This window comes from Leifsonia sp. ZF2019 (genome assembly GCF_019924635.1).
Classification (GTDB): domain Bacteria; phylum Actinomycetota; class Actinomycetes; order Actinomycetales; family Microbacteriaceae; genus Leifsonia.
Window position 1 is genome coordinate 26,947 of the sequence record NZ_CP065037.1, and the last position, 22,973, is coordinate 49,919.

The 22,973-nt window shown below is 70.7% G+C and carries 26 protein-coding genes and 1 tRNA gene; 10 read left to right on the forward strand and 17 right to left on the reverse strand.

Annotated elements, in window-relative coordinates:
• Positions 1-125 precede the first annotated feature (125 nt).
• A tRNA-Leu gene (locus IT072_RS00150) sits at positions 126-209 on the forward strand.
• A 76-nt stretch (positions 210-285) separates the two neighbouring features.
• Here IT072_RS00150 and IT072_RS00155 read toward each other — a convergent pair.
• Entirely contained in the window at positions 286-837 is a 552-nt protein-coding gene (locus IT072_RS00155; protein WP_223358786.1) for a TetR/AcrR family transcriptional regulator, read from the reverse strand.
• Positions 838-919: 82 nt separating this feature from the next.
• Between IT072_RS00155 and IT072_RS00160 the strand changes: the two genes are divergently transcribed.
• A complete protein-coding gene (locus tag IT072_RS00160) occupies positions 920-1,900 on the forward strand; it encodes a ketopantoate reductase family protein (RefSeq protein WP_223358787.1) in 981 nt (326 codons plus the stop codon).
• 12 nt (positions 1,901-1,912) lie between these two features.
• Here IT072_RS00160 and IT072_RS00165 read toward each other — a convergent pair whose 3' ends face one another.
• From IT072_RS00165 to IT072_RS00195, 7 genes are all read right to left on the reverse strand, one after another.
• Positions 1,913-2,797 (reverse strand): MurR/RpiR family transcriptional regulator, encoded by an 885-nt coding sequence (locus IT072_RS00165; protein WP_223358788.1) that lies wholly within the window; start codon positions 2,795-2,797, stop codon positions 1,913-1,915.
• Entirely contained in the window at positions 2,794-3,642 is an 849-nt protein-coding gene (locus IT072_RS00170; RefSeq protein ID WP_223358789.1) for a metallophosphoesterase, read from the reverse strand. Before IT072_RS00170 ends, IT072_RS00165 begins: the two co-directional genes overlap by 4 nt.
• Positions 3,639-4,568, reverse strand: a complete 930-nt coding sequence (gene phnE / locus IT072_RS00175) for a phosphonate ABC transporter, permease protein PhnE (protein WP_223358790.1) — start codon at positions 4,566-4,568, stop codon at positions 3,639-3,641. Before phnE (IT072_RS00175) ends, IT072_RS00170 begins: the two co-directional genes overlap by 4 nt.
• Positions 4,565-5,362: a phosphonate ABC transporter, permease protein PhnE gene (gene phnE / locus IT072_RS00180; protein WP_223358791.1), complete on the reverse strand. Its 798-nt coding sequence runs from the start codon at positions 5,360-5,362 to the stop codon at positions 4,565-4,567. The genes phnE (IT072_RS00175) and phnE (IT072_RS00180) overlap by 4 nt, the downstream gene beginning before the upstream one ends.
• The gene (gene phnC / locus IT072_RS00185; RefSeq protein ID WP_223358792.1) at positions 5,359-6,168 is read right to left on the reverse strand and encodes a phosphonate ABC transporter ATP-binding protein; all 810 of its coding nucleotides are present in this window, start codon (positions 6,166-6,168) and stop codon (positions 5,359-5,361) included. Before phnC ends, phnE (IT072_RS00180) begins: the two co-directional genes overlap by 4 nt.
• Before the next feature lie 76 nt (positions 6,169-6,244).
• Positions 6,245-7,270 (reverse strand): phosphate/phosphite/phosphonate ABC transporter substrate-binding protein, encoded by a 1,026-nt coding sequence (locus IT072_RS00190; protein WP_223358793.1) that lies wholly within the window; start codon positions 7,268-7,270, stop codon positions 6,245-6,247.
• Positions 7,271-7,337: 67 nt separating this feature from the next.
• Positions 7,338-8,105, reverse strand: a complete 768-nt coding sequence (locus IT072_RS00195) for a hydrolase (protein WP_223358794.1) — start codon at positions 8,103-8,105, stop codon at positions 7,338-7,340.
• 105 nt (positions 8,106-8,210) lie between these two features.
• Between IT072_RS00195 and IT072_RS00200 the strand changes: the two genes are divergently transcribed.
• Positions 8,211-8,774 (forward strand): hypothetical protein, encoded by a 564-nt coding sequence (locus IT072_RS00200; RefSeq protein WP_223358795.1) that lies wholly within the window; start codon positions 8,211-8,213, stop codon positions 8,772-8,774.
• On the opposite strand, the gene IT072_RS00205 is transcribed toward IT072_RS00200, so the two are convergent.
• Positions 8,755-9,321 carry a dihydrofolate reductase family protein gene (locus tag IT072_RS00205; protein WP_223358796.1) on the reverse strand — a complete coding sequence of 189 codons (567 nt, stop codon included), beginning with the start codon at positions 9,319-9,321 and terminating at the stop codon, positions 8,755-8,757. The genes IT072_RS00200 and IT072_RS00205 overlap by 20 nt on opposite strands.
• Positions 9,322-9,359: 38 nt before the next feature.
• Positions 9,360-9,620 carry a hypothetical protein gene (locus tag IT072_RS00210; protein WP_223358797.1) on the reverse strand — a complete coding sequence of 87 codons (261 nt, stop codon included), beginning with the start codon at positions 9,618-9,620 and terminating at the stop codon, positions 9,360-9,362.
• Positions 9,621-9,804: 184 nt separating this feature from the next.
• Between IT072_RS00210 and IT072_RS00215 the strand changes: the two genes are divergently transcribed.
• Positions 9,805-10,854, forward strand: coding sequence for a hypothetical protein (locus tag IT072_RS00215; RefSeq protein WP_223358798.1), 1,050 nt, complete (start codon positions 9,805-9,807; stop codon positions 10,852-10,854).
• On the opposite strand, the gene IT072_RS00220 is transcribed toward IT072_RS00215, so the two are convergent.
• A complete protein-coding gene (locus tag IT072_RS00220; protein ID WP_223358799.1) occupies positions 10,841-11,287 on the reverse strand; it encodes a MerR family DNA-binding transcriptional regulator in 447 nt (148 codons plus the stop codon). The two genes, IT072_RS00215 and IT072_RS00220, sit on opposite strands and share 14 nt — an antisense overlap.
• A gap of 43 nt (positions 11,288-11,330) precedes the next feature.
• Here IT072_RS00220 and IT072_RS00225 point away from each other — a divergent pair, with 43 nt between their 5' ends.
• Entirely contained in the window at positions 11,331-11,558 is a 228-nt protein-coding gene (locus IT072_RS00225) for a hypothetical protein (protein ID WP_223358800.1), read from the forward strand.
• A gap of 19 nt (positions 11,559-11,577) precedes the next feature.
• Here IT072_RS00225 and IT072_RS00230 read toward each other — a convergent pair whose 3' ends face one another.
• On the reverse strand, positions 11,578-12,015 hold the full coding sequence (locus tag IT072_RS00230; RefSeq protein ID WP_223358801.1) for a MarR family winged helix-turn-helix transcriptional regulator: 438 nt from the start codon (positions 12,013-12,015) through the stop codon (positions 11,578-11,580).
• A gap of 72 nt (positions 12,016-12,087) precedes the next feature.
• Between IT072_RS00230 and IT072_RS00235 the strand changes: the two genes are divergently transcribed.
• Positions 12,088-14,169 carry a glycoside hydrolase family 10 protein gene (locus IT072_RS00235; RefSeq protein ID WP_223358802.1) on the forward strand — a complete coding sequence of 694 codons (2,082 nt, stop codon included), beginning with the start codon at positions 12,088-12,090 and terminating at the stop codon, positions 14,167-14,169.
• Here IT072_RS00235 and IT072_RS00240 read toward each other — a convergent pair.
• On the reverse strand, positions 14,120-14,935 hold the full coding sequence (locus IT072_RS00240; protein WP_223358803.1) for a shikimate 5-dehydrogenase: 816 nt from the start codon (positions 14,933-14,935) through the stop codon (positions 14,120-14,122). The genes IT072_RS00235 and IT072_RS00240 overlap by 50 nt on opposite strands.
• A gap of 164 nt (positions 14,936-15,099) precedes the next feature.
• Here IT072_RS00240 and IT072_RS00245 point away from each other — a divergent pair, with 164 nt between their 5' ends.
• Together IT072_RS00245 and IT072_RS00250 are read left to right on the forward strand one after the other, a co-directional pair.
• Positions 15,100-15,258 carry an aldehyde dehydrogenase family protein gene (locus IT072_RS00245; protein ID WP_223358804.1) on the forward strand — a complete coding sequence of 53 codons (159 nt, stop codon included), beginning with the start codon at positions 15,100-15,102 and terminating at the stop codon, positions 15,256-15,258.
• Positions 15,259-15,294: 36 nt separating this feature from the next.
• Positions 15,295-16,371 (forward strand): 2,3-butanediol dehydrogenase, encoded by a 1,077-nt coding sequence (locus IT072_RS00250; protein ID WP_223358805.1) that lies wholly within the window; start codon positions 15,295-15,297, stop codon positions 16,369-16,371.
• 172 nt (positions 16,372-16,543) lie between these two features.
• On the opposite strand, the gene IT072_RS00255 is transcribed toward IT072_RS00250, so the two are convergent.
• From IT072_RS00255 to IT072_RS00270, 4 genes are read right to left on the reverse strand one after another with little or no spacing between them, the layout of a single operon-like run.
• Positions 16,544-17,218, reverse strand: coding sequence for a LysE family translocator (locus tag IT072_RS00255; protein WP_223358806.1), 675 nt, complete (start codon positions 17,216-17,218; stop codon positions 16,544-16,546).
• Positions 17,219-17,238: 20 nt separating this feature from the next.
• Positions 17,239-17,991 carry an SseB family protein gene (locus tag IT072_RS00260; RefSeq protein WP_223358807.1) on the reverse strand — a complete coding sequence of 251 codons (753 nt, stop codon included), beginning with the start codon at positions 17,989-17,991 and terminating at the stop codon, positions 17,239-17,241.
• Between the two features lie 38 nt (positions 17,992-18,029).
• The gene (locus tag IT072_RS00265; RefSeq protein ID WP_223358808.1) at positions 18,030-18,866 is read right to left on the reverse strand and encodes an amidohydrolase family protein; all 837 of its coding nucleotides are present in this window, start codon (positions 18,864-18,866) and stop codon (positions 18,030-18,032) included.
• Position 18,867: 1 nt separating this feature from the next.
• Positions 18,868-20,211, reverse strand: coding sequence for an alpha-L-fucosidase (locus tag IT072_RS00270; RefSeq protein ID WP_223361031.1), 1,344 nt, complete (start codon positions 20,209-20,211; stop codon positions 18,868-18,870).
• A gap of 102 nt (positions 20,212-20,313) precedes the next feature.
• Between IT072_RS00270 and IT072_RS00275 the strand changes: the two genes are divergently transcribed.
• Together IT072_RS00275 and IT072_RS00280 are read left to right on the forward strand one after the other, a co-directional pair.
• Entirely contained in the window at positions 20,314-21,678 is a 1,365-nt protein-coding gene (locus IT072_RS00275; RefSeq protein WP_223358809.1) for an alpha-L-fucosidase, read from the forward strand.
• Between the two features lie 47 nt (positions 21,679-21,725).
• Positions 21,726-22,973 (forward strand): ABC transporter substrate-binding protein, encoded by a 1,248-nt coding sequence (locus tag IT072_RS00280; RefSeq protein ID WP_223358810.1) that lies wholly within the window; start codon positions 21,726-21,728, stop codon positions 22,971-22,973.

A 22,973-nucleotide genomic window follows, 5' to 3' on the forward strand; every position in this document is an offset into this window, starting at 1 on the left:
CGGGAACCAGCCTCCGAGCGCCTGACCGTCCGGTGAAGATACACCGATCGGATGAGCCCCGCGACCGGTGGACGCCCGCTGGATTCGTGGTCGGCACGGCTGTCGTGTTACTCTTCCCTGGTTGCGCGCGAGTGGCGGAATTGGCAGACGCGCTGGCTTCAGGTGCCAGTGCCCGCAAGGGCGTGGGGGTTCAAGTCCCCCCTCGCGCACGAGAGTGAAAACGAGAAGGCCTCCGAGAGATCGGGGGCCTTTCGTCATCTCCGGGCCGTCATCCCGCGGGGTCGTTCACGTGCGTTCGCGCACGAGTGCGGCGATGAGCCTCTCGGCGTCGGCCTCCCAGCCGGGGCGGCCGGTGGAGGAGCTGATGCCGTGGAGGGCGGCGAGGATGACGCCGGGGGTGAGGTCGTTGAGGAGGCGCCCGCCCTCGACCGCGGCATCGACCAGGGCGACGATCGACGCGCCGAGCGCGTCGGCGCCCTCCGCCTGAACGTCCGGGCGGTCGCGCATGTGCGTTGCGAGGGTTCGCGCGAGGGCCGGCTCGGAGGCGATGAGGTGCACGAACGAGCGCAGGAAGGCGGCGAGGGCCGCCTCGGGCGGGCTCTCGTCGAGAAGGCGCCGTGCCTCCCGGCCGAGCGCATCGACCTCGTCGCGGTAGATGGCGGCGGCGAGAGCCTCCCGGGTCGGGAAGTGCCGGTAGAGGGTGCCGACGCCGACGCCGGCGAGCGCGGCGAAGTCGTCGAAGCGCCGGTCGGACTCGCCGCGGCGGAAGGCGAGGCGAGCGGCGTCGATGATCGCTTCGCGGTTACGACGGACATCGGCCCGCTCGGCTCTCGTCATCGTGCTGCTTCTTCTCTCGTTGACAAGTGGAGATCGTCTCCATATCGTTCAAGTGGAGATAATCTCCACTTTAACGGAAGCGGTGGCAGCGGTGAAGGTCCTGATGTTCGGGCGTGGGGTGATCGCGTCGATCTATGGGTGGGCGCTGGAGCAGGCGGGACACGAGGTCGAATTCCTGGTGCGCCCGGGGCGCGCTGCCGCGTACGGCGACAGCGTCGAGATGGAGCTGGTCGACCGCCGCCGCGGCTCCGGCAACACACAGGGGACGATCACCTGGTCGCCGCGCTATCGGGAAGAGCTCGTACCGGACGACGGCTTCGACGTCGTCGTCCTGAGCGTGGGACACCACGCGCTGGGGGGAGCGGCGGACTTCCTCGCACCACGCATCGGGAACGCGACCGTGCTCGTGTTCGGCAACGTCTGGGAAGAGCCTCTCGACGCGGTGGCACCGCTACCGGCCAAGCAGCTCGTCTGGGGCTTCCCGCAGGCCGGCGGGGGGTTCGACGCCGTGGGGGTCCTGCATGGCATGTTGATGCGGCGCGTCGTCTTCGGCCCCCTCGACAGGGGCCGGCCGAGCGATCGCGAGCGTGCCGTGCGCGACCTCTTCGCGAGCGCCGGACTGACGGTGGGCGAGCAGCAGGACATCCGAGGCTGGCTCCTCGCCCACTTTGTGGCGGACGTCGGGATGCACGCGGCGGCGCTGCGGGTCGGATCGCTCTCGGCGATGATCGAAAAGCCGCGGAGCTTCCGCGAGGCGTTCCTGATCAGCCGGGAGCTGCTGCCGGTCCTGAGGCGGAGGGGGGTCGACCTGCGCGGGCAGAGGGCCGCGTTGACGCTGCTGCGGAGACCGTCATGGCTGATGGCCGCAGGGGTGGCGCTGGCCACGAGCCTGCCGCTCTTGCGGGTGAGTCTCGCGGCGCACACGGACGCGCTCGCCGCCGAACCCGTGCGGGTGGTGCTTGACGCGCTCGCCGAAGCGCGGAGGCTCGGGGTGCCTGTGCCGCGACTCGAGCGGGCCGCCGCCCTCATCCCGTCGGGCGTCCGGGAGGCCGTGACGGGATGAACACCCCGACTCCTACTCCGCCAGGTTCGTGCTGATCGCGTCGAGAGCGAGGCTCTTCGCGCGGGTGGCGGCGTCGCCGAGGCGGTCGGTCGTGGCGGCGACGAGGCCCTCGATGAGGATGGCCTGGGGGAGTCGGGAGGCGAGCGTGATCTCGTCGCGGAAGGTGAGGTCGGGCATGGTGACGACCAGCGTCAGCGTGGCGGCCTGCGCGATGGGGCTGCGGCCGAACGCGGTGACGGCGACGACGTCGGCGCCGGCGGCCTTCGCGGCGGCGACGGTGCGCAGGGTGACGGCGTTGGAGCCGCTGCCGCTGACGACCAGGAGGAGATCGCCGGGTTCGAGCAGGCGGGCCGTGATCTGCTGGCCGATGACGTCGGACTGGGCCTCCGCGGCGCGGCCGATGCTGGTGAGGCGGGCGGCGGCGTCCGACGCGAGCGGGGCGGAGAGGCCGTTGCCGACGACGACGACGCGGCGGGCGGCGGCGAGCAGGGAGATGGCGCGCTCGATCGAGTCGGCGTCGAGCAGGGCGAGCATGTCGGAGACGCGGTCGGCGAGCTGGGTGAAGGTGTGCGCGACGATGCCGGCCGCGCCGGTGGGCGAAGCGGCGGTCGTCGCCGGCAGAGCCGCGGCATCCCGGGCCAGGAGCACCCGCAACTGCTGGTAGCCGGTGAAACCGAGGCTCTGGCAGGTGCGCACGACCGTCGCCCGGGAGGCGCCCGAGAGGTCGGCGACCTGCTGCGAGCTGAGCTCCACGATCTCGGCCGAGCGCTCCAGGAGCACAGCGGCGACGGCACGCTCCGTGGGGAGCAGTGACGGCAGGAGGCTGCGGATGGTCGCGATGACGGCGCCGGGCCGCTGCTCGCCGGGCCGCTGCTCGCTCTGTCGCGGCTCGCTCATGCGCCGCTTCCCGCCGCGTCGGCGATGCGGGCGACCTCGGTGGCGTCGAGGTCGAAGATCTCCGACCCGTCGTCCGGACCCGGAGCCGGGAGGAACACGACGCGCGGCTCCCCCTCGGCGGGCAGCTCGACGACTGCGAAGCCCGAGCCGACGACGGCGCGCTCGGTTCCTGCGGCCGCGAGGGGGTCCGAGCTGTTCGCGACGCCCGGGGCGACCACGACAGGGATCCCCCGCGCCTGCGCCGCGAGAGCGTGATGGTAGTGGCCGCCGAGGATGAGGCGCACATCGCCGCCGGCGCACACGTCGAGGAGCGCCTCCGGGTTGCTGAGCTCGAGCGCGGCGAGCAGAGCGCTCGACGCGGGCACGGGAGGGTGGTGCAGGGCCACGATGGTACCGTGCGGAGCCGGTACCGCGAGGATCCCGGCGAGACGGTCGAGCTGATCGGTGTCGAGCGCGCCGTAGCCCGCGCCGGGGACGGAGGTGTCCAGCGTGACGATGCGGAATCCGTGGCGCAGGGTCACCGTCTCCCGCGCGCCGAGCACGGCCTCGAATCCGGCGCGGAGGTCGTGATTGCCCATCGCGTAGACGAGGTCGGCGCCGCGGTCGGAGGCGAACGGCGCGAGGCGCGAGGCCAGGAGCCGGTAGCTCTGCTCTCCTCCGTCGTCGGAGAGGTCGCCGGTGGCGGCCACGAGGTCGAGCGTGTCGAGCGACCCGGCGCGGGCGAGTGTCCGATCCAGGGCGGCGAGCGTGTCCACCTGCCCGTAGTGGAGGCGCCCGGCGCTGAACAGGTGGGTGTCGCTCAGGTGCAGGATGCGGAGGCCGGCGGGTGTCTCGGCGAGGGTCACGAGGTCACCCTACTGGCTCGACGGCGAAGCGCGGAGACGACCGGGAGCTCCCACCGGCCGGCGATGATGCGGTGCCGCACCATGCCCGACAGCTGGTCGATGACCATGGTGACCACGACGACCACGAGCATGAGCATCCCGACGACGTCCCAGACGCGGAACTGGATGTTGTCGACCAGCATCTTGCCGATTCCCCCGGCCCCGATGAGGCCCAGGATGGCCGAGGCGCGCACGTTGATCTCGAAGCGGTAGAGCCAGAACGCGAGCACATCGGGCTTGGCGCTCGGCCACACGCCCCAGCGCATGATCCGTACGCGGGAGGCGCCGGCCGCGGTCGCCGCCTCGATCGGGCCGCGATCCACGGACTCGAAGCTCTCGTAGCCCCACTTGCCGAGGGTCCCGATGGAGCCGATCGCGATGGCGAGGGCGCCGGTGTAGGCCGTGAGCCCGGTGACCGACAGCATCAGCACGGCGATGACGACCTCGGGCACGGCGCGCAGCACGGCGAACACCGCGCGCAGCGGCCAGTGCAATACCGCCGGGGTGAGCCCGCGCGTCGCGAGCAGACTGAGCGGGAACGACACGATGATGCCGAGCACGGTGCCGAACCATGCCATGGCGACCGACAGCATCGTGGCCGAGAGGGCGTCGGGGAGCTTGTCCCACGCCGGCGGTAGGAACATCAGCCCGAGATAGTGGGTGAGCTTCTGGGGAAGCTGCAGAAGGGCGTCCCACGAGATGTCGACGCCCCAGAAGGCGGCGACCACGACGGCGGTCACGACAGCCCAGACGATCGCGCGGCCGACGCGCAGCGGGCGCTTCGGGCGCTCCCCACCAGGGCGCTCCCGACCAGGGCGCTCCGGGGATCCCCCGCCCGCGGCCGCACCGGCGACGTGCGAGGCGGTGGTGCCGGTGAGCGCGGTCATCGGAGCAGCTTCCTGCGGGCGATGGAGCTGAGGAGCTCGAGCAGGACGACCAGCACCAGGACCTCCAGGATGATCATGCTCAGGTAGTGGTACTGGTAGAAGGTCCTCACCTTGTCGATGAGCATGCCGAGGCCGCCCGCGCCCACGAGGCCGATGACGGTCGAGGCGCGGATGTTGAGCTCGAGCACATAGATGGTCTGCGACAGGAAGGTGGGGGCGACCTCCGGGACCATTGCGGCGCGGTTGGCGCGGAACCAGGTGGCGCCCGAGGCGAGGGCGGCCTCCTGACCGCCGCGGTCGAGGCCGTCGAGGGCTTCGGAGACGAGCTTGACCAGGATCCCGACGTTGAACAGGACGAGCGCGAGGATGCCGGAGAGGGCGCCTGTTCCGACCACGGTCACGAAGAGCGACGCGTAGAGGAGGTCGGGCACGCTGCGCACGACGTTCATCACGAACCGCACGACGCCGAGCACGACGCCGTGGGGGTTCGTCGCCCGGGAGGCGAGGAACGAGAGCGGGAGCGCGACGACGACGCTCACTGCGGTGGCGATGACGGCCATCTGGACGGTCTGGAGGAGGGCCGGCAGCGTCTCGGGGAAGAACGTGTAGTCCGGCTGGAACAGCTGGATGAAGGTGTTCGATGCGTTCTGCGCGTTGGCGAACAGCGCGCCGACGTCGACCTGCACGGCGACGGCCGACCAGACGGTGATGGCCGCGACGATCAGGACGGCGATCGCCGCCTTCCAGCCCGTGCGCGGCCGCACCGGCCGCAGCGACCCCGGAGCGGTGGTCACAGTTGCACCGCCGGCGCGTCGAGCACGTCGTCCGCGGTCAGCGACCGGCCGTAGATCGACTCGAACACGGCCTCGTCGGCGTCGGCGCCGGTGCCGTCGAAGACGATCTCGCCGCTGCGGAGCCCGATCAGGCGTGAGCCGTAGCGGCGTGCCAGGTCGAGGAAGTGGAGGTTGACCACCACCGTGATGCCGAGCTCCGCGTTGATGCGCTGCAGGTCGCGCATGACGACATGCGAGGTCGGCGGGTCGAGGGAGGCCACCGGCTCGTCGGCGAGGATGACCTTCGGCCGCTGAGCGAGCGTGCGCGCGATGGCGACGCGCTGCTGCTGACCGCCCGAGAGCTCGGACGCGCTGGCGTACGCCTTCGGCACGATCTCGACGCGCTCCAGCGCCTGCATGGCCAGCTCGACATCGTCCTTGGCCCAGGCGCCGAGCAGCGCCCGCCAGGCGGACGTGTGATAGAGCCGGCCCATCAGGACGTTGTTGAGAACCGTGGTGCGCTTGGCGAGGTTGAAGCTCTGGAAGACCATCCCGACGTCGCTGCGGAGCTCGCGCAGCCTGCGCCCGCGCAGGCCGTTCAGCCGGCGATCGCCGACCGTGATCTCGCCCGCGGTGATCGGCACCAGACCGTTGATCGTGCGGATCAAGGTCGACTTGCCCGCGCCCGAGAGCCCGACGACGGCGGCCATCTCGCCCGGGGCGATGTCGAGGCTGACGTCGCGGAGCCCCGCGGAGCCGTTGGGGTAGGTGACCCCGACGTTCTCGAACCGGACGCCGGCGCCCGCCGATGCGGTGGATGCGGTCACTTCTCTCCCTCTCTGCTTCGTCGTGCGGGCCCCGCCGGCGCGCGCTGCGCCGACGGGGCCGCGGTGGTGGGTCGGGTCAGCCGAGGCCGATGCTGGCGGCGGCGTCCTGCGTCTTCTTCAGGCTGGCCGGGTCGGCGTCGACGAGGCCGGTGATCTGGTAGATCGCGGTGAGCGCCTTCACGCCCTCCTCCGTGCTCGCGTAGTCCTTCATCGCGTCGGCGATCTTGGTCTGCCACTTCGCGCTGATCTTGCCGGTGATCGAGACGCCGTCGTTCGGGATCTCGTCGGTCAGGGCGAAGACGACGACCTTCTTGCCGACGTCCGGGGTGTCCTTCGCGACGACGCTGCGGGCGTCCCAGTAACTGGTGCCGACCTCCGCGTCGCCGTTGTAGACCGCGAGGACGCTGGCGTCGTTGGCCGTGACCTGGACGGTCTTGATGTCCTTGTCGACGTCGAGCCCGGCCTTCTTCATGGCCGCGACCGGGAAGATGTAGCCGGCCGGCGAGGCGGCCTGGAGGAGCGAGACGGTCGCGCCCTTGATCTTGGTGATGCTGTCGAGTCCGGCGGGCCCGGTGCCTTTCTCGGTTCCGTTGCAGTAGAGCATGCCGTTGGCGCCGGCGACGGGCTTGTCGGAGCAGTACTTGTCGGGGTCGTTCGTGAAGAACTGGGCGGCGTACGTGCTCTTGCCGTTGCGCTGGGTCTGCAGGGCCGGGACGGCGCCGTACTTGTCGCACGCCTGGCTCATCTGGAGGCTGGGGAGCATGCCGATCTGGGCCTGGTTGCTGCCGATCGCCTCGACCGCGGCCTGGTAGTCCTGCGTGATGACGCCCTTGACCGGGATGCCGAGACGCTGGGTGAGGGCCTCCTCGAGCGGCTTGACCGTCTCGACGAGCTTGCTGGCGTCACCGGACGGGACCAGGGCGAGCGTGAGCTGGGTGGGGTCGGACGCCGAATCGTCCGCAGTGCCGGTGCACGCGGCGGCCGGTGCGGTGGACGATTCGGCCGAGGCGGTCTGCTGCTGCACGCCGCAGCCGCTGAGAGCCAGGGTGGTGAGGAGCGCGAGGCCGGTGGCGCTCGCGGCGGCGGTCTTGCGGAGTTTCATTGCGTTCCCATTCTGTGCGGGTGGTGGGGTCGTGCGATGCGGATGCGGTGGATCGGTGGAGAAGTCGTCAGGCGGAGGCGGGAGTGGACGAGATCGTGCTCCCGACGGGGTGAGCGTCGGCGAATGCGACGGGGTCGGCGGCCCAGGCCGCGATGCCCGGGTAGAGCTCCGGGAACGACGCCGCCACGAGGTTCGCCGGCCCGGCACGGTGGCCGAACCGGTCGATGAGCGCGGTCGCACATCCCGCAGCAGCCGGGGCGGCGAGGTCGTTGCCCCAGATGTCGCCGACCGAGAGCAGCGAGCGCGGGTCGCGTCCGTCCAGCAGGGCGGGCAGCAGGGTCGTCCAGCCCGCCGGCTTGCGCGCCTCGGCGCGCACCCGGTCGATCGAGTCGGCGAGGCCGAGCCCCGCCAGGGTCTCGACGACGCCACCGAGGGGGGCGTTCGTCACGAGGACCCGATCCACCGAGCCGGCGAGCCCGTCCAGGAACGTGGCGAGACCGTCGGGCGCAGTGACGTCGAGCCGGCCGTCGGCGAGCTCGCGGCGGCTGCGCTGGTAGGCGCGCTGGAGCAGCTCCTCGTCCGCGTGGCCCGCGGCGAGCTGGGCCACGGCGGCATAGCCGTCGGCGTACGCGGGGGATCCCGGTTCGCCGTCGAGGAACGCTCCGAGCCGGGCGCGGAGGTCGGAGTCGAGCCGCCCGCCCGCGGAGTCGTCGCGATCGAGGATGCCGGCGATCACGGCCTCCGCGTACGCCCACACGGGCGCGTCGCCGACGCACACCGTCCCGTCGAAGTCGAGGACGAGCACGGGCCTGTGGGAAGAACTTCGGTCGATCACGTTCAGCAGCATAGGTCGCGATGAACGTTCCGTTCATGAAAATCTGGCTGATGAAACGATCGTTCACACAGTGTTCACACGAGGGACCGCCCGTAGACTCTGAGGGTGGTCGACGGCATCCCGGGGTCGAACGAGGCTCTGTTCGATCTGCTCGGGCAGAGCAGCTGGGTGCTCCTTCCGGCGGTCCCCGCGAGAACGGTCGTGGCCGAGCTCGCCGCAGAGGTCCTCGACGACCAGTTCTCCTGGAGCGAGAACCCCCACCTCGGCGAGGGTGGTCGTGTGCTGGTGCTCACCTCCCCGATGAACGGGTGGATGCTGCTCCAGGGCGCGACCGAGACCGTCGGTGCCGTGGCCGCCGAGCTCAGCGAGCGACGCGACGTCTACCGCGCCATGATCGATGTGCGCCTGCCCGTGATGAGCTGGTCGTTCCTGGAGGGCGGCATCCCGGTGAGGACGGTCTCGCTGGAGCTCGGGGACGACGGCGACCTCGTCGCGCGCACCGCGGGCGATCCGCTGCCCTTCGAGCGCGACGGCGCGCTGGATGCGGGAGGGCCGACAGGGCTCGACCCCTTCTTCTACCCGGTGGCCATCCTCGGCGAGCACGGCGTGACGCTGGACGAGCTCGAACGCGCGCTCGACCGGCCGAGCGTCACCGTGCGGATCCGCTGACCCGGTAGCGCAGCAGCACGACGGAGGAGGTGAAGGTGCGCTCCTCCACCAGATCGAGCCGCAGGAACGTCGCGCGGGGGAGTGCCGGGGTTCCACCGCCGACGCTGACCGGCACCACGAACAGCGAGACCTCGTCGACGAGTCCGGCGCGGAGGGCGGCCGCCGCGAGCGTCGGGCCGCCGATCGAGACGTCGGCGCTGGAATCGTCGACCAGGCTGCGCACGGCGACCGGATCGAAGACGGGCTCCAGCCGGGTGCGCGGGGTGGTGACCGCGTCGAGAGTGGAGGAGAAGACGACCTTGTCGGTGTCACGCCAGATCCGGGCGTAGTCGGCGATGACGGGGGGATCGTCCGGGCCGGGCAGTTCCTGCCAGACGCGCATCGTCTCGTACATGCGCCGACCGTAGAGGGCGGTCCCGGTCTCGCGCTCGCGGTCGTTGATGAACGCGTGGACTTCTTCGTCGGGCGCCGCCCAGCCGAACGTCCCTTCGGAGTCGGCGGTGTAGCCGTCGAGCGACGCGATCGCGGAGAAGAGGAGGCGGCCCATGCGCCGACCCTAGGACGCCGGGCCGCCTGCGACTACCCCTAGCCGCTGATGCCCGGGAAGAGCGCGGCCAGCGCGTTGAGCTCGTTGCCGAAGATCAGCGGCACGACCAGATCGATCGCGAGCCAGATCCCGACGGTGAGCAGCGCGGCGCCGGCCGCGACGACGACGAGGACCGCGAACAGCCGGAGGTAGGCGTTCTCCGCGATCGCCGTGAGCACCCCTCGTGCCCGGCGGACCGGCGCTCCGACCTGTGTGACAGGTGCGGTCGCCGTGATGCGGTGGTCCAGCGTCGTCATCATTCTCTCCCTGCGTCCCCCTGAGTCGGACGGACCCCCTCGGCCCGACCGATGAGACAAGTCAAGCCGGGCGCGGGCGCCGTGACATCCTCCCGGGGTCGGGACCAGGTCATCCCTCGGTATGATTCCTTCAGCTCCGAGGCAGCCACGCGCCGATGCAGGAGACTCCGGTGCGAGGGGGACGTCGATGAGGTCACGCAAGCCGCTGTGGATCGCCGTCATCGCGATCGGGACGGTGCTCGTCCTCGGCCTGGGGGCGACGACGCTCGTGCTGTACTTCACGGCACGCGACGCCGCGCGTCCGGAGGCTCTGGTCTCGCGCTACCTGTCCCACGTGCAGCACGGGCAGATCGAGGCGGCGATGAAGCTGGAGGGCAGGAAGGCCGACCCCGCCCAGGTGCTGCTGACCGACGCGGCCTACGCGAAGGTGTCTCAGCAACTGTCGTCGTTCCGCATCGAACGCGTCCGCCCGGTCGCCTCCGACCGCGTACGCGTGGATGCGCAGACCGTGGCCGGCGGTGCGAAGGAGGCGGTGTCCTTCACGCTGACGCACGGCGACGACGGCCCGGTCGGCTGGCTCGGCGTGCACGCGTGGAAGCTCCAGCCCGTGGCGCTCTCGACGGTCACCGTGGCCGTCGGGACGCACGACGCCGTCGACGTGACCATCGCCGGCGCGAAGCTGCACTGGGACGGCAAGGTGCGCCAGCTCCTCGCCTTCCCCGGGCGATACGCGCTCGCTGCTCCGGCCGCCGGCGCCTGGTACTCGATCGCCGGGGCCGACGCGACCGTGACCGGTTTCGGGCAGGGCGTGAACCTGCGCGCCTCCAGCACCCTGACGCCGGCGGGGGTCGACGCGGCGACGGCCGCCACGAACGCCTGGGTGAACGCCTGCCTGGCGGGAGGGCCGCAGCCGAAGGGATGTTCGTTCGGGCTCGACTCCGGTCAGCCCGATGGCGAGACCTGGACCAATGTCCGCTGGGAGATGACCGCCGCGCCCGCCGTCACCTTCTCCGCGTGGGACTTCGACTGCGCACAGGGCACCATCCTGACCGCGGGCTGCTGGCCGGTGACCACATCGACGAAGGGGTCCGCCGACTTCCACGCCGACTACCGTGTCGCCGCGAGCGGGGAGACGGGCGAGATCTACTCGACGACTCCGGGCGACATCGACGTGCAGGGCTCCATCCTGTCGATCGGGCCGGCGGGGGCCGAGTTCCAGTCGATCACGTGGGGTTGACGTCGCACCCGCAGCCGAGCGCGGGTGACGGGATGCTCTCGTCGCGTTCGGCGAGGCGGTGCGCGAGCTGGGCGCGTCGGCGCTCCAGCTCGGCGATCGCGGCGTCCAGCTCCGCGATGCCCTCGCGGTAGGCGGCGACGGAGGCCGGGCACTCGTCGCTGCGGGCGTGTCCCGAGCCGAGGCAGTCGATGAACGGAGCCGCCTTGCCCGGTGGGATGCCCGTCTCGGCGAGGTCGCGGATCTCGAGCACCGCGCGCAGCTGCTCGTCGTCGTAGTCGCGGTAGCCGTTCGGGAGGCGGTCGGGCGCGACCAGGCCCAGCTGCTCGTAGTACCGCACGGCTTTCACCGTCACGCCTGCTCGCCCGGCGAGCTCGCTGATCTGCATGGGAGCCTCCGCCCACAGCGTAAACCCCGACCCCGGGGGCAGGGTCAAGCGCGCTACACTATTAGTTAGTGCCCTAATGAATCGAGGAGACATGTCCGGAGGCTTTGCGCGCTGGTACGCGCGGTGGAACGAGAAGCTCATCCGCGTCGCCGGCCCCGCGCAGCTCGGCGCCGGCCATCCCGAGGGTCCCGACCGCCGCTCGCCCGCCGCGCCCTGCCCGATGTGCGGGCGGCCGATGACGGAGCACACGGTGCTGCGCCCGGGCGGTCAGCGCGACGCGACGCGTCTCGTGTGCCCGGAGGCGCAGGGGGCCGCCTGAATCGTCGCGCGCGCCGGCGCTAGGGTGCGCGTGTGGCCGCGGCGATGATCCCGTGCAGGCTGCCGCGCAGGCTCTCGAGCTCGCTCACTGGCAGGCCGAGACGCTCGACGATGCGGTGCGGGATCTTCTCCGCTTCGGCCCGCAGCGCCCTGCCCGCCGGGGTCAGGCGCACGTCGAGGGCCCGCTCGTCGGCGGTGCTGCGCTTGCGTTCGATGTACCCGGTCGCCTCCAGCCGCTTCAGCAGAGGGGAGAGCGTCGCGGGCTCCAGCTGCAGCGCCTCGCCGAGGTCCTTCACCGATCGCGGCTCCCGCTCCCAGAGGGCCAGCATCACGAGGTACTGGGGGTGTGTAAGCGAGAGCGGCTCGAGCACCGGGCGATACAGCGCGATCACGCTGCGGGCCGCCACGGCGAGGCCGAAGCAGACCTGGTTCTCCAGGGCGAGCAGGTCATCGGACACGGGGCCAGTCTAGGCGCGAGCCGGGGTCGCATCGGTGTTGTCCTCTTCTCGTGTGAATGTTAGTTTCATCGAATGACCAGAACAAGGAAGTCTGTTTCACGTTGGAGTGCCGTCGCGCTCGCCGTCGCGCTGGCGAGCGCCGGTGCGATCGGGGGAGCGTCGGCGGGCGCGGCCGTGGACACGACGCCGCTGACGAAGTGGGTGAGGACGGCGGACGGGTACGGCTACGACCCGGCGCAGCCCGTGATGCTCTACCCGGGGTCGGACCAGCAGGTCCGGATCCCGACCGAGTACGCGCAGCCCGAACGTCAGTTCCGCTCGTCCTGGGTCGCGACCGTCAGCAACCTCAACATCGCGAGACCCACCAGCGAGGCCGACTTCCGCGCGCAGTACACGCGCATCCTCGACCGGTTCTCCGAGGCGAGGCTCAACGCGATGATCTTCCAGGTGCGCCCGGCACAGGACGCCTGGTACCCGTCCCCGCTCAACCCGTGGTCGCAGTTCCTCAGTGGCACGCAGGGTGTCGATCCCGGCTACGACCCGCTCGCGTGGATGGTGGAGCAGACGCACGCGCGCGGGATGGAGTACCACGCCTGGCTCAACCCCTACCGGGTCACGACGACGTCGATCACCTCCGCGGCCGTCCTGGCCGCACTCGGCCTGAGCGCGGACGAGGCCCGTGCTCTGAGCGCGCCGGACGCGGTCCGGGCGCTCGCCGCGGCCGGCCTGCTCTCGGCCGGCAACTACGCGGTCGAGCATCCGGAGCAGGTGCTGATGTTCAACGGGACGCTCTTCCTGAATCCGGGTGAGCCGGCGGTGCGCCAGCACGTGATCGACACCGTGGCCGAGCTGGCCACGAACTACGACATCGACGGCATCCACTTCGACGACTACTTCTACCCGTATCGCACGACCGTCTACTTCGGCGACGCCGGGGAGGACCGTGCAACGTTCGAGGAGTACGGGCTCCCGGCAGGGTACGCGGACACCGCCGACGGAATCGCCCAGTGGCGGCGCGACAACGTCACCGCGCTCGTATCCGGCGTGCACGACGTGCTCGACCGGGTGAACGCCGAACACGGGACGGCCGTGCAGTTCGGGGTGAGTCCGTTCGGGATCTGGGAGCACGCCTCCGTCGACCCGCGCGGCTCGAACACTCCCGCGTCGTCGTCCTCGACCTACTCCCGCTCCGTCTTCGCCGACACGCGCGCGTGGGTGAAGGACGAGTTCGTGGACTACATCGTCCCGCAGGTCTACTGGAGCTTCGATCAGACGGCGGCCCCGTACGGCGAGATCGCGCGCTGGTGGAACGACACGGTGAACGGAACGGACGTGCGTCTCTACATCGGGCACGCGGACTACAAGCACCTGCAGAGCTCGGCGACGGAGGCCGCGTGGGCCAACCCCGACGAGGTGCCGAACCAGCTGCTCTACGACCAGACCCTCCCGAGCCTCTCCGGCGAGGTCTTCTACGGCTACAACGACATCGTGCCGGGGTCGACCACGGGGCTGACCGGTGCCGCTCTGACGGCGATGGAGGCCAAGAACGGCTCGCTCGACCGCATCTTCGGCGACCTCCTCACCGACCGCGTGCTGCCGCCGGCCGACCCGTCGAAGCGGGCGCCGGGACTCCAGGCTCCGGTCGTCACGGCCGGTGACGCGAATGGGATCACCTGGACCGACGGCTCACCAGGTGCCACGAGGGCCTTCGCGGTCTACGTCGACGACCGGCTGCAGTCGGTGCGCTACGCCGACGGATCCGGTGAGTACTCGGTGTCCACCGCATCCGCCGCGGCGCCCGCCGCACGTGCGGGAGGGGTCATCAGCGTGGCCGCTCTGGACCGGGCGATGAACGAGACGGCGCGCATCGCCTTCGCGCCGGCCGAGCCCGGTGGACCGGGCCAGCCGGGTGGGCCGTCGACCCCGTCGGAGGGGAAGGGTGCGGGTGACGGCGCGGCCGGCGACACGTCCGTGGCCGCGGGCGGCGATCAGACCGCGGTCGAGGCCACGAGCCGTCTGGCGAGCACGGGTGCCGACGTCGCACCGGCGCTGATCGTGGCGGGGACCCTGCTCGGTCTGGGGGCGGTCTTGGCGACCGTCGCCGTCACTCGGCGCGCGAGAACTCCGAGGCGCGCGCGACCTGGTCGGCCGTGAGCCGCACGCCGGTGTAGCGCTCGAACTGGCGCGCGGCCTGCAGGGCGATGACTTCCGCACCCGTGATGAGGGTCTTGCCGGCCGCGCGTCCCGCCCGCACGAGCGGTGTCTCGGAGGGGAACGCCACGACGTCGAACACCGTCGAGGCGCGCTCGATGTGCTCCTCGCCGAAGGCCAGCGCCGTCTCGTGGTCGCCGCGCATCCCGAGCGGGGTGACGTTGACGATCACATCGAAGTCGGCGGCCGGCTCGTCGGCGGTCCAGGAGTAGTCGTAGCGCTCGGCCAGCGCCGTTCCCGCCTCCGCATTGCGGGCGAGGACGGTCAGGTCGTCGAAGCCTGCGCCGCGGAACGCCGCGACGACCGCCTTGGCCATGCCGCCCGATCCGCGCAGCAGCACCCGCTGCGCCGGGTCGACCGCGTGCTCGGTGAGCAACTGGGCGACCGCTTCGTAGTCGGTGTTGGAGGCGGTCAGGAGGCCGTCCTCGTTGACGACGGTGTTCACCGACTCGATGGCGACCGCCGACGGCTCCAGGTTGTCGACCAGCGGGATGATCGCCTCCTTGAACGGCATCGACACCGAGCCGCCGCGGAAGCCGAGCGCACGGATCCCGCGCACCGCGCCCTCCAGGTCGCTCGTCGTGAACGCCTTGTAGATGAAGTTGAGGCCCAGCTCGTCGTAGAGGTAGTTGTGGAACCGGGTGCCGATGTTGCTCGGACGGGCGGCCAGCGAGATGCAGACCTGCATGTCCTTGTTCAGGATGGGCATGCGTTCATTGTCGCAGGCGTGCGGGAGGCCACCGGATCCGGTTCTCGTTGTCGTCGACTCGACGGGACCTTCGTCCCGGGATGGCGGGCCCGGGATCGCCGACACTCGTCCTATGGCATCGAACGACCCGCAGGAAGGCTGCGAGGTACTCGCCGGCGGCAGCCGTGCCGACCCACCACCTCTACCCGGCCGGGGCCGCGTTCGGCGGTTACAAGGAGTCGGGCCACGGCCGCGAGACCGACCAGCAGATGCTCCACAACTACCAGCAGGTCAAGAACGTCCTGGCCGACCACGCTCAGAAGCCGCTCGGCTTCTTCGCCTAGCACCACACCGACACGAGTAGACACAGGAGAACGAACATGCGCGCAGCGCGTTGGCACGGCCAGAAGGACATCCGGATCGAGGACGTTCCCGAGCAGAAGCTGGAGCCGGGCACCGTCGGAATCGACGTGGCCTGGTGCGGGATCTGCGGGACGGACCTGCACGAATACCTGGAAGGGCCCATCTTCATCCCGCCGGCGGGGCATCCGCATCCGATCTCCGGAGAGGCCGCGCCCATCACGCTCGGTCACGAATTCTCCGGCGTGGTCACCGCTCTGGGAGAAGGGGTCTCCGACCTGGCGATCGGAGACCACGTCGTGGTGGAGCCCTACATCATCCATGACGACGTGCCCGTGACCGGGGACGCGGAGTACCAGTTGACGCCCGACATGAACTTCATCGGCCTCGCCGGACGAGGCGGGGGCCTCTCCGAGCACATCGTCGTCGAGCGGAGGTGGGTGCATCCGATCGGACCCGACCTGCCTCTGGACGAGGCGGCGCTCATCGAGCCGCTCTCCGTCGGACATCACGCGTTCATGCGGTCCGGCGCGAAAGCAGGACAGGTCGCGCTCGTGGGCGGCGCCGGACCGATCGGGCTGCTCACGGCCGCGATCTGCAAGGCGTACGGACTCACGGTCGTCATCTCCGAGCTCTCCGCGGCACGGAAGGCGAAAGCGGCCGAGACGGGAGTGGCCGACCACGTCCTCGATCCGTCCGACGGCAGTGTCGCCGACCGGGTCCGCGACCTCACGGGCGGCGTCGGGGCGGACGTGGCGTTCGAGTGCTCAAGCGTGAACGCCGTACTCGACACCCTTCTGGATGGCGTACGCCCGACCGGCGTGGTGGTCAACGTCTCCATCTGGGGACACCCCGCGACCGTCGACATGCAGAAGCTTGTCCTCAAGGAGATCGACCTGCGCGGCACCATCGCCTACGCGCACGACCACGCCCGGGTGATCGAGCTCGTACGGGCCGGCAAGATCGACCTGGCGCCTTTCATCACCGGCCGAATCGGCCTCGACGACCTCGTCGACGGCGGGTTCGAGCAGCTCATCCACCACAACGAGAACCACGTGAAGATCCTGGTCTCGCCCCGACCGCTCGCGCGCTCATGACCGCGGTCCGCATCCGCGGAAGCGCTGTCGAGTACCTCGGCCATGCGGGACGGGGCCGAGAGCCCGACAGGGCGGTCCCGTGCGAAGCGCGCGTACGATCTCTATCGTCGACTCGACTCAGCGCGTGCACGATGACCGCAGGAACGCGCAGGCTGACCGTTCCCTCGGCGCCTCACCCCTCGGCGCCGGCGACCACCGTGCCGATCCCGAGCACCGCGAGGATGCCGGCGGAGATGCGCTCGAGAACGCGGGTCACGCGTGGGCGCTTGAGCCAGGCGACCATCCGGGAGGCGAGCAGGGTGATGGCGACGAGGTAGAGGCCGCCGATCGTTGCGTCGACGGCACCGAGCAGCATGGTCTCGCCGAAGCCGGCGTGGGCCGAGACGAACTGGGGCACGACGGCGAGGAAGAACAAGCCGACCTTGGGGTTCAGGAGGGTGGAGAGCAGACCGGCGAGGAGGCTCGGGGTGGAGCCGCGGCGGCGCACCGCGGGAGCGGCACCGCCCGCGACATCCTCCGCGGCCGCGTCGCCGACCGGCCCGGCCGCGGCGGCGCGGGCGCTCCGGCGGGTCGCCAGGAACGCGGACACGCCGAGGTAGATGAGGTAGAGGCCGCCCACGATCTTCACGACCCGGAACAGCTCGGCGGACTGCTCCAGCAGCGTCGCGAGCCCGACCGCCACCAGCGCCGCCCAGACGAGCGATCCGGCGGCGCACCCGGCCGCGGCCGCGAATCCGTCGCGCGCTCGACCCATGCTGTACCGCAGCACGAGGAACGTGTCGGGGCCGGGCGTGAGCGCGAGCACCAGGCAGAGCCCGGCGAACGCCAGGATCGAGAGCGCCGTCATGCGACGATCCTAGGGGGTGGTCAGCTCGCGGCGTCCACCTCGTCGAGCCGCAGCACCGCGGACGGGCCGGCAGGGTCGAGGAGGAGGCCGGCGTAGCCGTCTTCGCGGGCGACGCGGGCGACCGCGGCGACGGTGGTGCCGCGGGCGGTGAGGCCGGGGGACCAGGCGAAGACCTCGGCGGGGGAGGTGAAGACCGGGTGCAAGAGGTCGCCGTCCTGGCCGACGGCCGAGGGGATGGCGCCGTGGCCCTCGTCGAGGCCGACGTAGACGACCGGGGCGGCGGCGACCAGCTGGAGGAACGCGGGCCAGGGGAGATCGCGGTCGACGAGGGCGTTCTTCAGGGCGGCGTTGCGACCCGGCTCGTCGGTCACCTGGCCTCGCAGCTCGTCGGCGTAGGCGATGAGGAGGGCGTCGTCGCCCGGGTCGAGGGCGAGGCCGTCGGCGCGGGACATCGCTTCGGCGAGTACCGACCAGGCCGGCTGGGCGAGCGACCGGAACTCGGCGCCGCGGCGGTAGGCCGCGAGGCGCTCATTGCTCGTGAAGGCGACGAGGAGGTCTTTGCCTGCGGCGTCCGTCTGCTTGGCGAGCGCCAGGGTGTCGCCGGGCCGGAACCCCGCGGACGGGTCGGCGAAGACGGAGGCGCTGATGTCGAGCAGCAGCTCACCCGCGACGCACTGCCGGAGCACGTTCGAGAAGGTGCGGGCCTCTTTGCGGTCGGCCCACGCCTCCAGCGCGGTCTGGACGGGGATGTTGCGGACCAGGCGATCGTTCACCCGTCCAGTATCCCGGAGAGGTCGGCTCTCGGAGCGGCTCAGCGGCCGCCGAGACGGTAGACGCGCTCCGCCGACCCTCCCAGGATCTGCGCGCGCTCGGTCGCGCTGAGTCCGACGATCAGCTCGGCGGCCGTCTCCCAGGTCGCGGCGTACGGCCCCGCGAGGGTGGAGACCGGCCAGTCGCCGCCGTACAGCACCCGCTCCGCACCGAAGGCCGCCAGAGCGTGGTCCGCGAACGGGCGCAGGTCGGCGGCCGACGCCTGCCCGGCCGTGCCGAGAGTGGTGAGGCCGGAGAGCTTGACGGCGACGTTGGGACGCTCCGCGAGCGCCGAGAGGAGGCCGGCCCACGGCTCGCGGGAGGCGGCTCCGACCGGCGGGGTGCCCAGGTGGTCGATCACGAGTTGCAGCTCGGGCAGCTCGTCCGCGATCGCGAGAGCGTGCTCCAGGTGGCGGGGGAGCACACCGATCACGTCGAAGGAGAGTCCGCGCTCGGCGAGCAGCGCCAGGGAGCGGCGCACCGGCGGCCGGCCGAGCCAGTCCGGGTCGGGCTCGTCGTGGATCAGGTGCCGGATGCCGACGAACGTCGGATGCGCGCTCCACTCCTCGACCTGCCGCGCGGCGACGGAGGGGACGAGAAGGTCGACCCAGGCGACCACCCCGGCCACCCGCGGGGAGTCGACCGCGAACATCGCCGCGGAGTCGTCCACGGAGTTCCCTGCCTGGACGAGAACGACGCGGTCGACGCCCGCCTGCGCCAGCAGTGGCTCCACCTCGGCGAACGTGAACGTCCGGTCGATCGGCGCGAGCGCGGAGGTCAGCCAGGGATACTCGACCCGTTCGAGGTCCCAGAGGTGCAGGTGGGCGTCGACCGCCATCTCAGTCGGCCAGGTCGAATCGGACGAGGACCGGGCCGGCGACGGCGGGTTCCGGGAGGCGCGCCACGAGGGCGTCTCCGTCGCGGGTCACCGCCAGAGGGGTGCCGTCGGCGAGGCGGGCGCTCGCCGCATCCACCGCTTCCGAGACGCCGGTCAGGCGCACGTCGCCGGTCGCGTCCACGAACGCGTTCGCGATGCCGCCCGTGCGCGTCCACCGCACCCACGGCTCGTCCGACGGGCCCGCGATGCCGGGATCGAGCGGACGGCTGCCGAAGACGGCGTCGCCGTTCGCCGCGTTCCAGGCGGCGAGGTGCTCGAGGGTGCGGCGCTGGAGGTCGGGCACGGTGCCGCGCGCGGTGAGGCCCACGTTGAGCAGCAGGTTGCCGCCGCGCGAGACGATGTCGACGAACGTGGCGACCGCGGCCGGGCCGCTGAGCAGGTGACGCTCGTCCTCCTGTGTGTTGTGGCCGAACGAGAACCCGATGCCGCGGCAGTTCTCCCATGCGCCGGTGCCCTCCACACTGGTCCCGTTCTGGTACTCGCTGGTGCGGAAGTCCCAGTGCGTCTCCCCCCAGCGGTCGTTCGCGACGCCCTCGGGGCTCGCGGCGTAGAACTTCTCGAACAGGTTCTCCATGCTGAACGGGCCGGAGGGCTTGCCGGCGTCGGGCCACTCGATGTCTCCCCAGAGCACGTCGGGGGAGTAGCGGTCGATGAGGTCCACGACGTGATCGTAGGCGTACTCGGCGTAGGCGGCGTCGACCGGGCGGCCGAACTCCTGGCCCTCGTCGGTGATCGGAGGCAGCTGCGAGAAGTGCCAGTCGAGCCCGCCCGAGTAGTAGACGCCGAAGCGCAGTCCGGCGTCGCGCGTGGCCTTCTCGAAGGCGCCGATCAGGTCGCGCTTGGGTCCGCGGGCCACCGTGTTGCGGCCGTCGGTGCCGGGCGCGTCCCACAGGGTGACGCCGTCGTGATGCTTGGTGGTGGGGACGAAGTAGCCGGCACCGGTGCTCTTGACCAGGGCGAGGAACTCCTCGGGGTCGAACTCGTCGGGGTTCCACTGGTCGAGGAAGTCGTCGTAGGGCGCGCCGCCGTAGACCTCGCGCTGGTGCTCGGCCGCGGGGCTGTCCTCGATGCGGATGGTGTTGAAGTACCACTCGGCGTACGGGTTGTGCGTGAACCAGTACTGCTTCTCGATGGTGCCGAGCTCGCCGATCGGTTCCGCCCAGGCGGGCACGGAGTAGGGGCCCCAGTGTACGAAGACACCGAGCTTGGCGTCCGTGAACCATTCCGGCACGTCCCGTTCGAAGCGGCGGTAGTTCTCGGGGCGGACGGGGTCGTCTTTGAACATTGCCACGCTCTGATGCTCCTTCTTCATTGAATGCATTGTGAGGATTGCTGTCTTCACATATCCTATAGGCAATAGCCATACGACTCAAAGGAGAGCCACGCTGTGACTACCGCACTCGCCGCACCGCCCGCGTCCTTCGTGCGCCCGACCGACTTCACGCTGCCCGGCGGGGAGTGGTTCATCGGCGCGGGCTTCGGCCTGTTCGTCCACTGGGACCACGCGAGTCAGCAGGGGATCGAGATCTCCTGGCCGCTGGTGGGCCGTTCCATCATCCCCGGTTCCGACGGAGTCGAGGACTCCGTCTCGGTCGAGGGGTACCAGTCGAGCGCCCCCACGTTCAACCCGGTCGAATGGGATGCCGTCGCGCTCGCACGTCTCGCCAAGCGGGCGGGCGCCCGCTACGTCGTCTTCACGGCCCGTCACCACGCCGGATACTCCATGTTCCACACGGCGGAGTCGGACTTCGGCATCGAGCACTCGCCGTTCGGGCGCGATGTGACGCGGGAATTCGTCGAGGCCATCCGCGCAGAGGGCATCCGCGTCGGGATCTACTACAGCCTTCCGGACTGGAACCACCCGGACTACCCGGCCTTCACGATGGCCGACCGGCCCTACCCCGAGGAGCACTGGCCGGCCGCCGGGGATCCCGCGAACGCGGGCCGCCCGATCGCCGACGACACCCACCGCCGATCGACACCCGAGCAGTGGGCGCGCTACCAGCGGTACCTGCGCCGCCAGCTCACCGAGCTCCTGACGGACTACGGCACGATCGATCTGCTCTGGTTCGACGGCGAATGGGAGCGGTCGGAGGAGGAGTGGGACAGTGCGGGACTGCGCGCCCTGATCAAGTCCCTCCAGCCCGACGTGGTCATCAACGACCGTCTGCTCGGCCAGGGCGACTACTCGACGCCCGAGCAGGGGTTCCCCGTCACCGCCCCGTCGGGCCCGTGGGAGCTCTGCCTCACGATCGGCCAGATGTGGGCATGGCGGCCGGGCGACACCAAGAGCAAGAGCACGACGTCGCTGATCACGACGCTGATCGAGGTCGCGAGCCGCGGCGGCAACCTCCTCCTCAACATCGGCCCGAAGGGCGACGGGAGCCTCAACGAATCGCAGGTGGCGACGCTCGAGGAGATCGGCGCGTGGATGGACGTGCACTCCGAGAGCGTGGTGGACGTGTCGCCCACGCAGGGCGTCGACTTCTACGGCCCCTCGACCGCGCGACCCGGCACGCTCTACCTGCATCTCGTGCTGCGCCCGATCGAGGAGGTCGTCGTGCGCGGCATCCCGGTCGGCCGGGTGAGCGGGGTCCGCCTGCTCGCGACGGGCGAGCACCTCCCGTACGAGGTCAACCTCGAGGTGCACGAGCAGCCCGCCCCCGGGCAGGACCCGCTCGGCGAGCTTCACATCCCGGCACCGGACGCATCCGGCGCCCCCATCGACGTCATCGCGATCGACTTCGCGTGACCCCCCGCACGATCACAGTGATGAATCCAATGAAGGAGGCACAGCAAGTGACACCACGAAGCACGCGCAAGGCGGTCCGTCTCGGAACCGCCGTCCTGATGGCCGGCGCGCTCGCCGCCCTGGCCGGATGCTCCGGCGGCAATGGCGGAGCAGACGCCAAGGGCCCCATCGCCATGTACACCTGGGTCAGCAGCCAGAGCGACCGCGACCAGTGGCAGGGCTTCATCGACCTGGGCAAGAAGGTCGACCCCTCGCTCGATGTCACGATCGAGGGCCCGAGCTTCAACGACTACTGGACCAAGGTCAAGACGCGCCTCAGCGGCTCCAACCCGCCGTGCCTGCTCACCACGCAGGCCGCGCGCGCCCAGGAGCTCTCGGGGCTGCTCATGCCGCTCGACGACCTCATCAAGAAGTACAAGCTCGACACGTCGGCATTCGACTCCTCGATGCTCAAGGGCATGACGGTCGACGGCACCATCCGCGCCATCCCCTACGACGCCGAGCCGATCGTCCTCTACTACAACAAGGACGCCTTCACGGCCGCCGGCCTCGACCTGCCCAGCACGACCTACACGCGTGAGCAGTTCCTCTCCGACGCCAAGAAGCTGACCACGGGCGACCACAAGGCGCTCGCGATCGCGCCGGGCTTCTTCATCCCGAACGCCTGGGCCATCGCCGACGGCGCGGAGGCGGTCAAGGGCGGGAAGCTCGACCTGACGAACTCGAAGCTCGTCGACCAGGTGCAGTCGTACTTCGACCTGGTGAACAAGGACGGCATCGCCAAGGCCCCCGAAGCGGCCGACGCTTCCGACGCGTCGCAGGCGGCCTTCACCTCCGGTGCCGTCGACATGCTCATCGAAGGCCCGTGGATGTACGGCACCTTCGCGGATGCGGCCAAGTTCGACATGGGCGTCACCATCGTCCCGAGCACGTCGGGAGACGCGCACGGCATGACGGCCGGCTCCGGCTTCGGCATCGCGAAGAACTGCAAGAACCCGGACGCCGCGTTCAAGGCGATCGTCGCGATGACCGACACGAGCGTGCTCAAAGGTCAGGCCGAGAAGCGCGGCATCGTCCCCTCCCGCGCCGACGCGCAGTCCGCCTGGGCGGAGGGCAAGTCGCCGGAGGCGTATGCGGCCGTGCAGGCGCTCCTGAAGAACGCCACCGCACAGCTCACCACGCCCACCTGGAACCAGGTGGAGACCCTGTTCACCCAGTACGGCGTCGAGGGCTACCGGGGTGACAAGACCGCAAAGGACGTGCTGAGCACGATCCAGAACTCGGTGGGGCAGTAG

What these genes read in the sequence shown, in the direction of transcription:
- IT072_RS00265 (WP_223358808.1), bottom strand. Translation starts at nt 18,866, where the DNA reads ATGGCGGTCGACGCCCACCTGCACCTCTGGGACCTCGAACGGGTCGAG.
- IT072_RS00190 (WP_223358793.1), bottom strand. Translation starts at nt 7,270, where the DNA reads ATGAAACTCCGCAAGACCGCCGCCGCGAGCGCCACCGGCCTCGCGCTC.
- IT072_RS00165 (WP_223358788.1), bottom strand. Translation starts at nt 2,797, where the DNA reads ATGAGCGAGCCGCGACAGAGCGAGCAGCGGCCCGGCGAGCAGCGGCCC.
- IT072_RS00250 (WP_223358805.1), top strand. Translation starts at nt 15,295, where the DNA reads ATGCGCGCAGCGCGTTGGCACGGCCAGAAGGACATCCGGATCGAGGAC.
- phnE (WP_223358790.1), bottom strand. Translation starts at nt 4,568, where the DNA reads ATGACCGCGCTCACCGGCACCACCGCCTCGCACGTCGCCGGTGCGGCC.
- IT072_RS00155 (WP_223358786.1), bottom strand. Translation starts at nt 837, where the DNA reads ATGACGAGAGCCGAGCGGGCCGATGTCCGTCGTAACCGCGAAGCGATC.
- IT072_RS00270 (WP_223361031.1), bottom strand. Translation starts at nt 20,211, where the DNA reads ATGTTCAAAGACGACCCCGTCCGCCCCGAGAACTACCGCCGCTTCGAA.
- IT072_RS00225 (WP_223358800.1), top strand. Translation starts at nt 11,331, where the DNA reads ATGTCCGGAGGCTTTGCGCGCTGGTACGCGCGGTGGAACGAGAAGCTC.
- IT072_RS00235 (WP_223358802.1), top strand. Translation starts at nt 12,088, where the DNA reads ATGACCAGAACAAGGAAGTCTGTTTCACGTTGGAGTGCCGTCGCGCTC.
- IT072_RS00215 (WP_223358798.1), top strand. Translation starts at nt 9,805, where the DNA reads ATGAGGTCACGCAAGCCGCTGTGGATCGCCGTCATCGCGATCGGGACG.
- IT072_RS00210 (WP_223358797.1), bottom strand. Translation starts at nt 9,620, where the DNA reads ATGATGACGACGCTGGACCACCGCATCACGGCGACCGCACCTGTCACA.
- IT072_RS00205 (WP_223358796.1), bottom strand. Translation starts at nt 9,321, where the DNA reads ATGGGCCGCCTCCTCTTCTCCGCGATCGCGTCGCTCGACGGCTACACC.
- IT072_RS00240 (WP_223358803.1), bottom strand. Translation starts at nt 14,935, where the DNA reads ATGCCCATCCTGAACAAGGACATGCAGGTCTGCATCTCGCTGGCCGCC.
- IT072_RS00255 (WP_223358806.1), bottom strand. Translation starts at nt 17,218, where the DNA reads ATGACGGCGCTCTCGATCCTGGCGTTCGCCGGGCTCTGCCTGGTGCTC.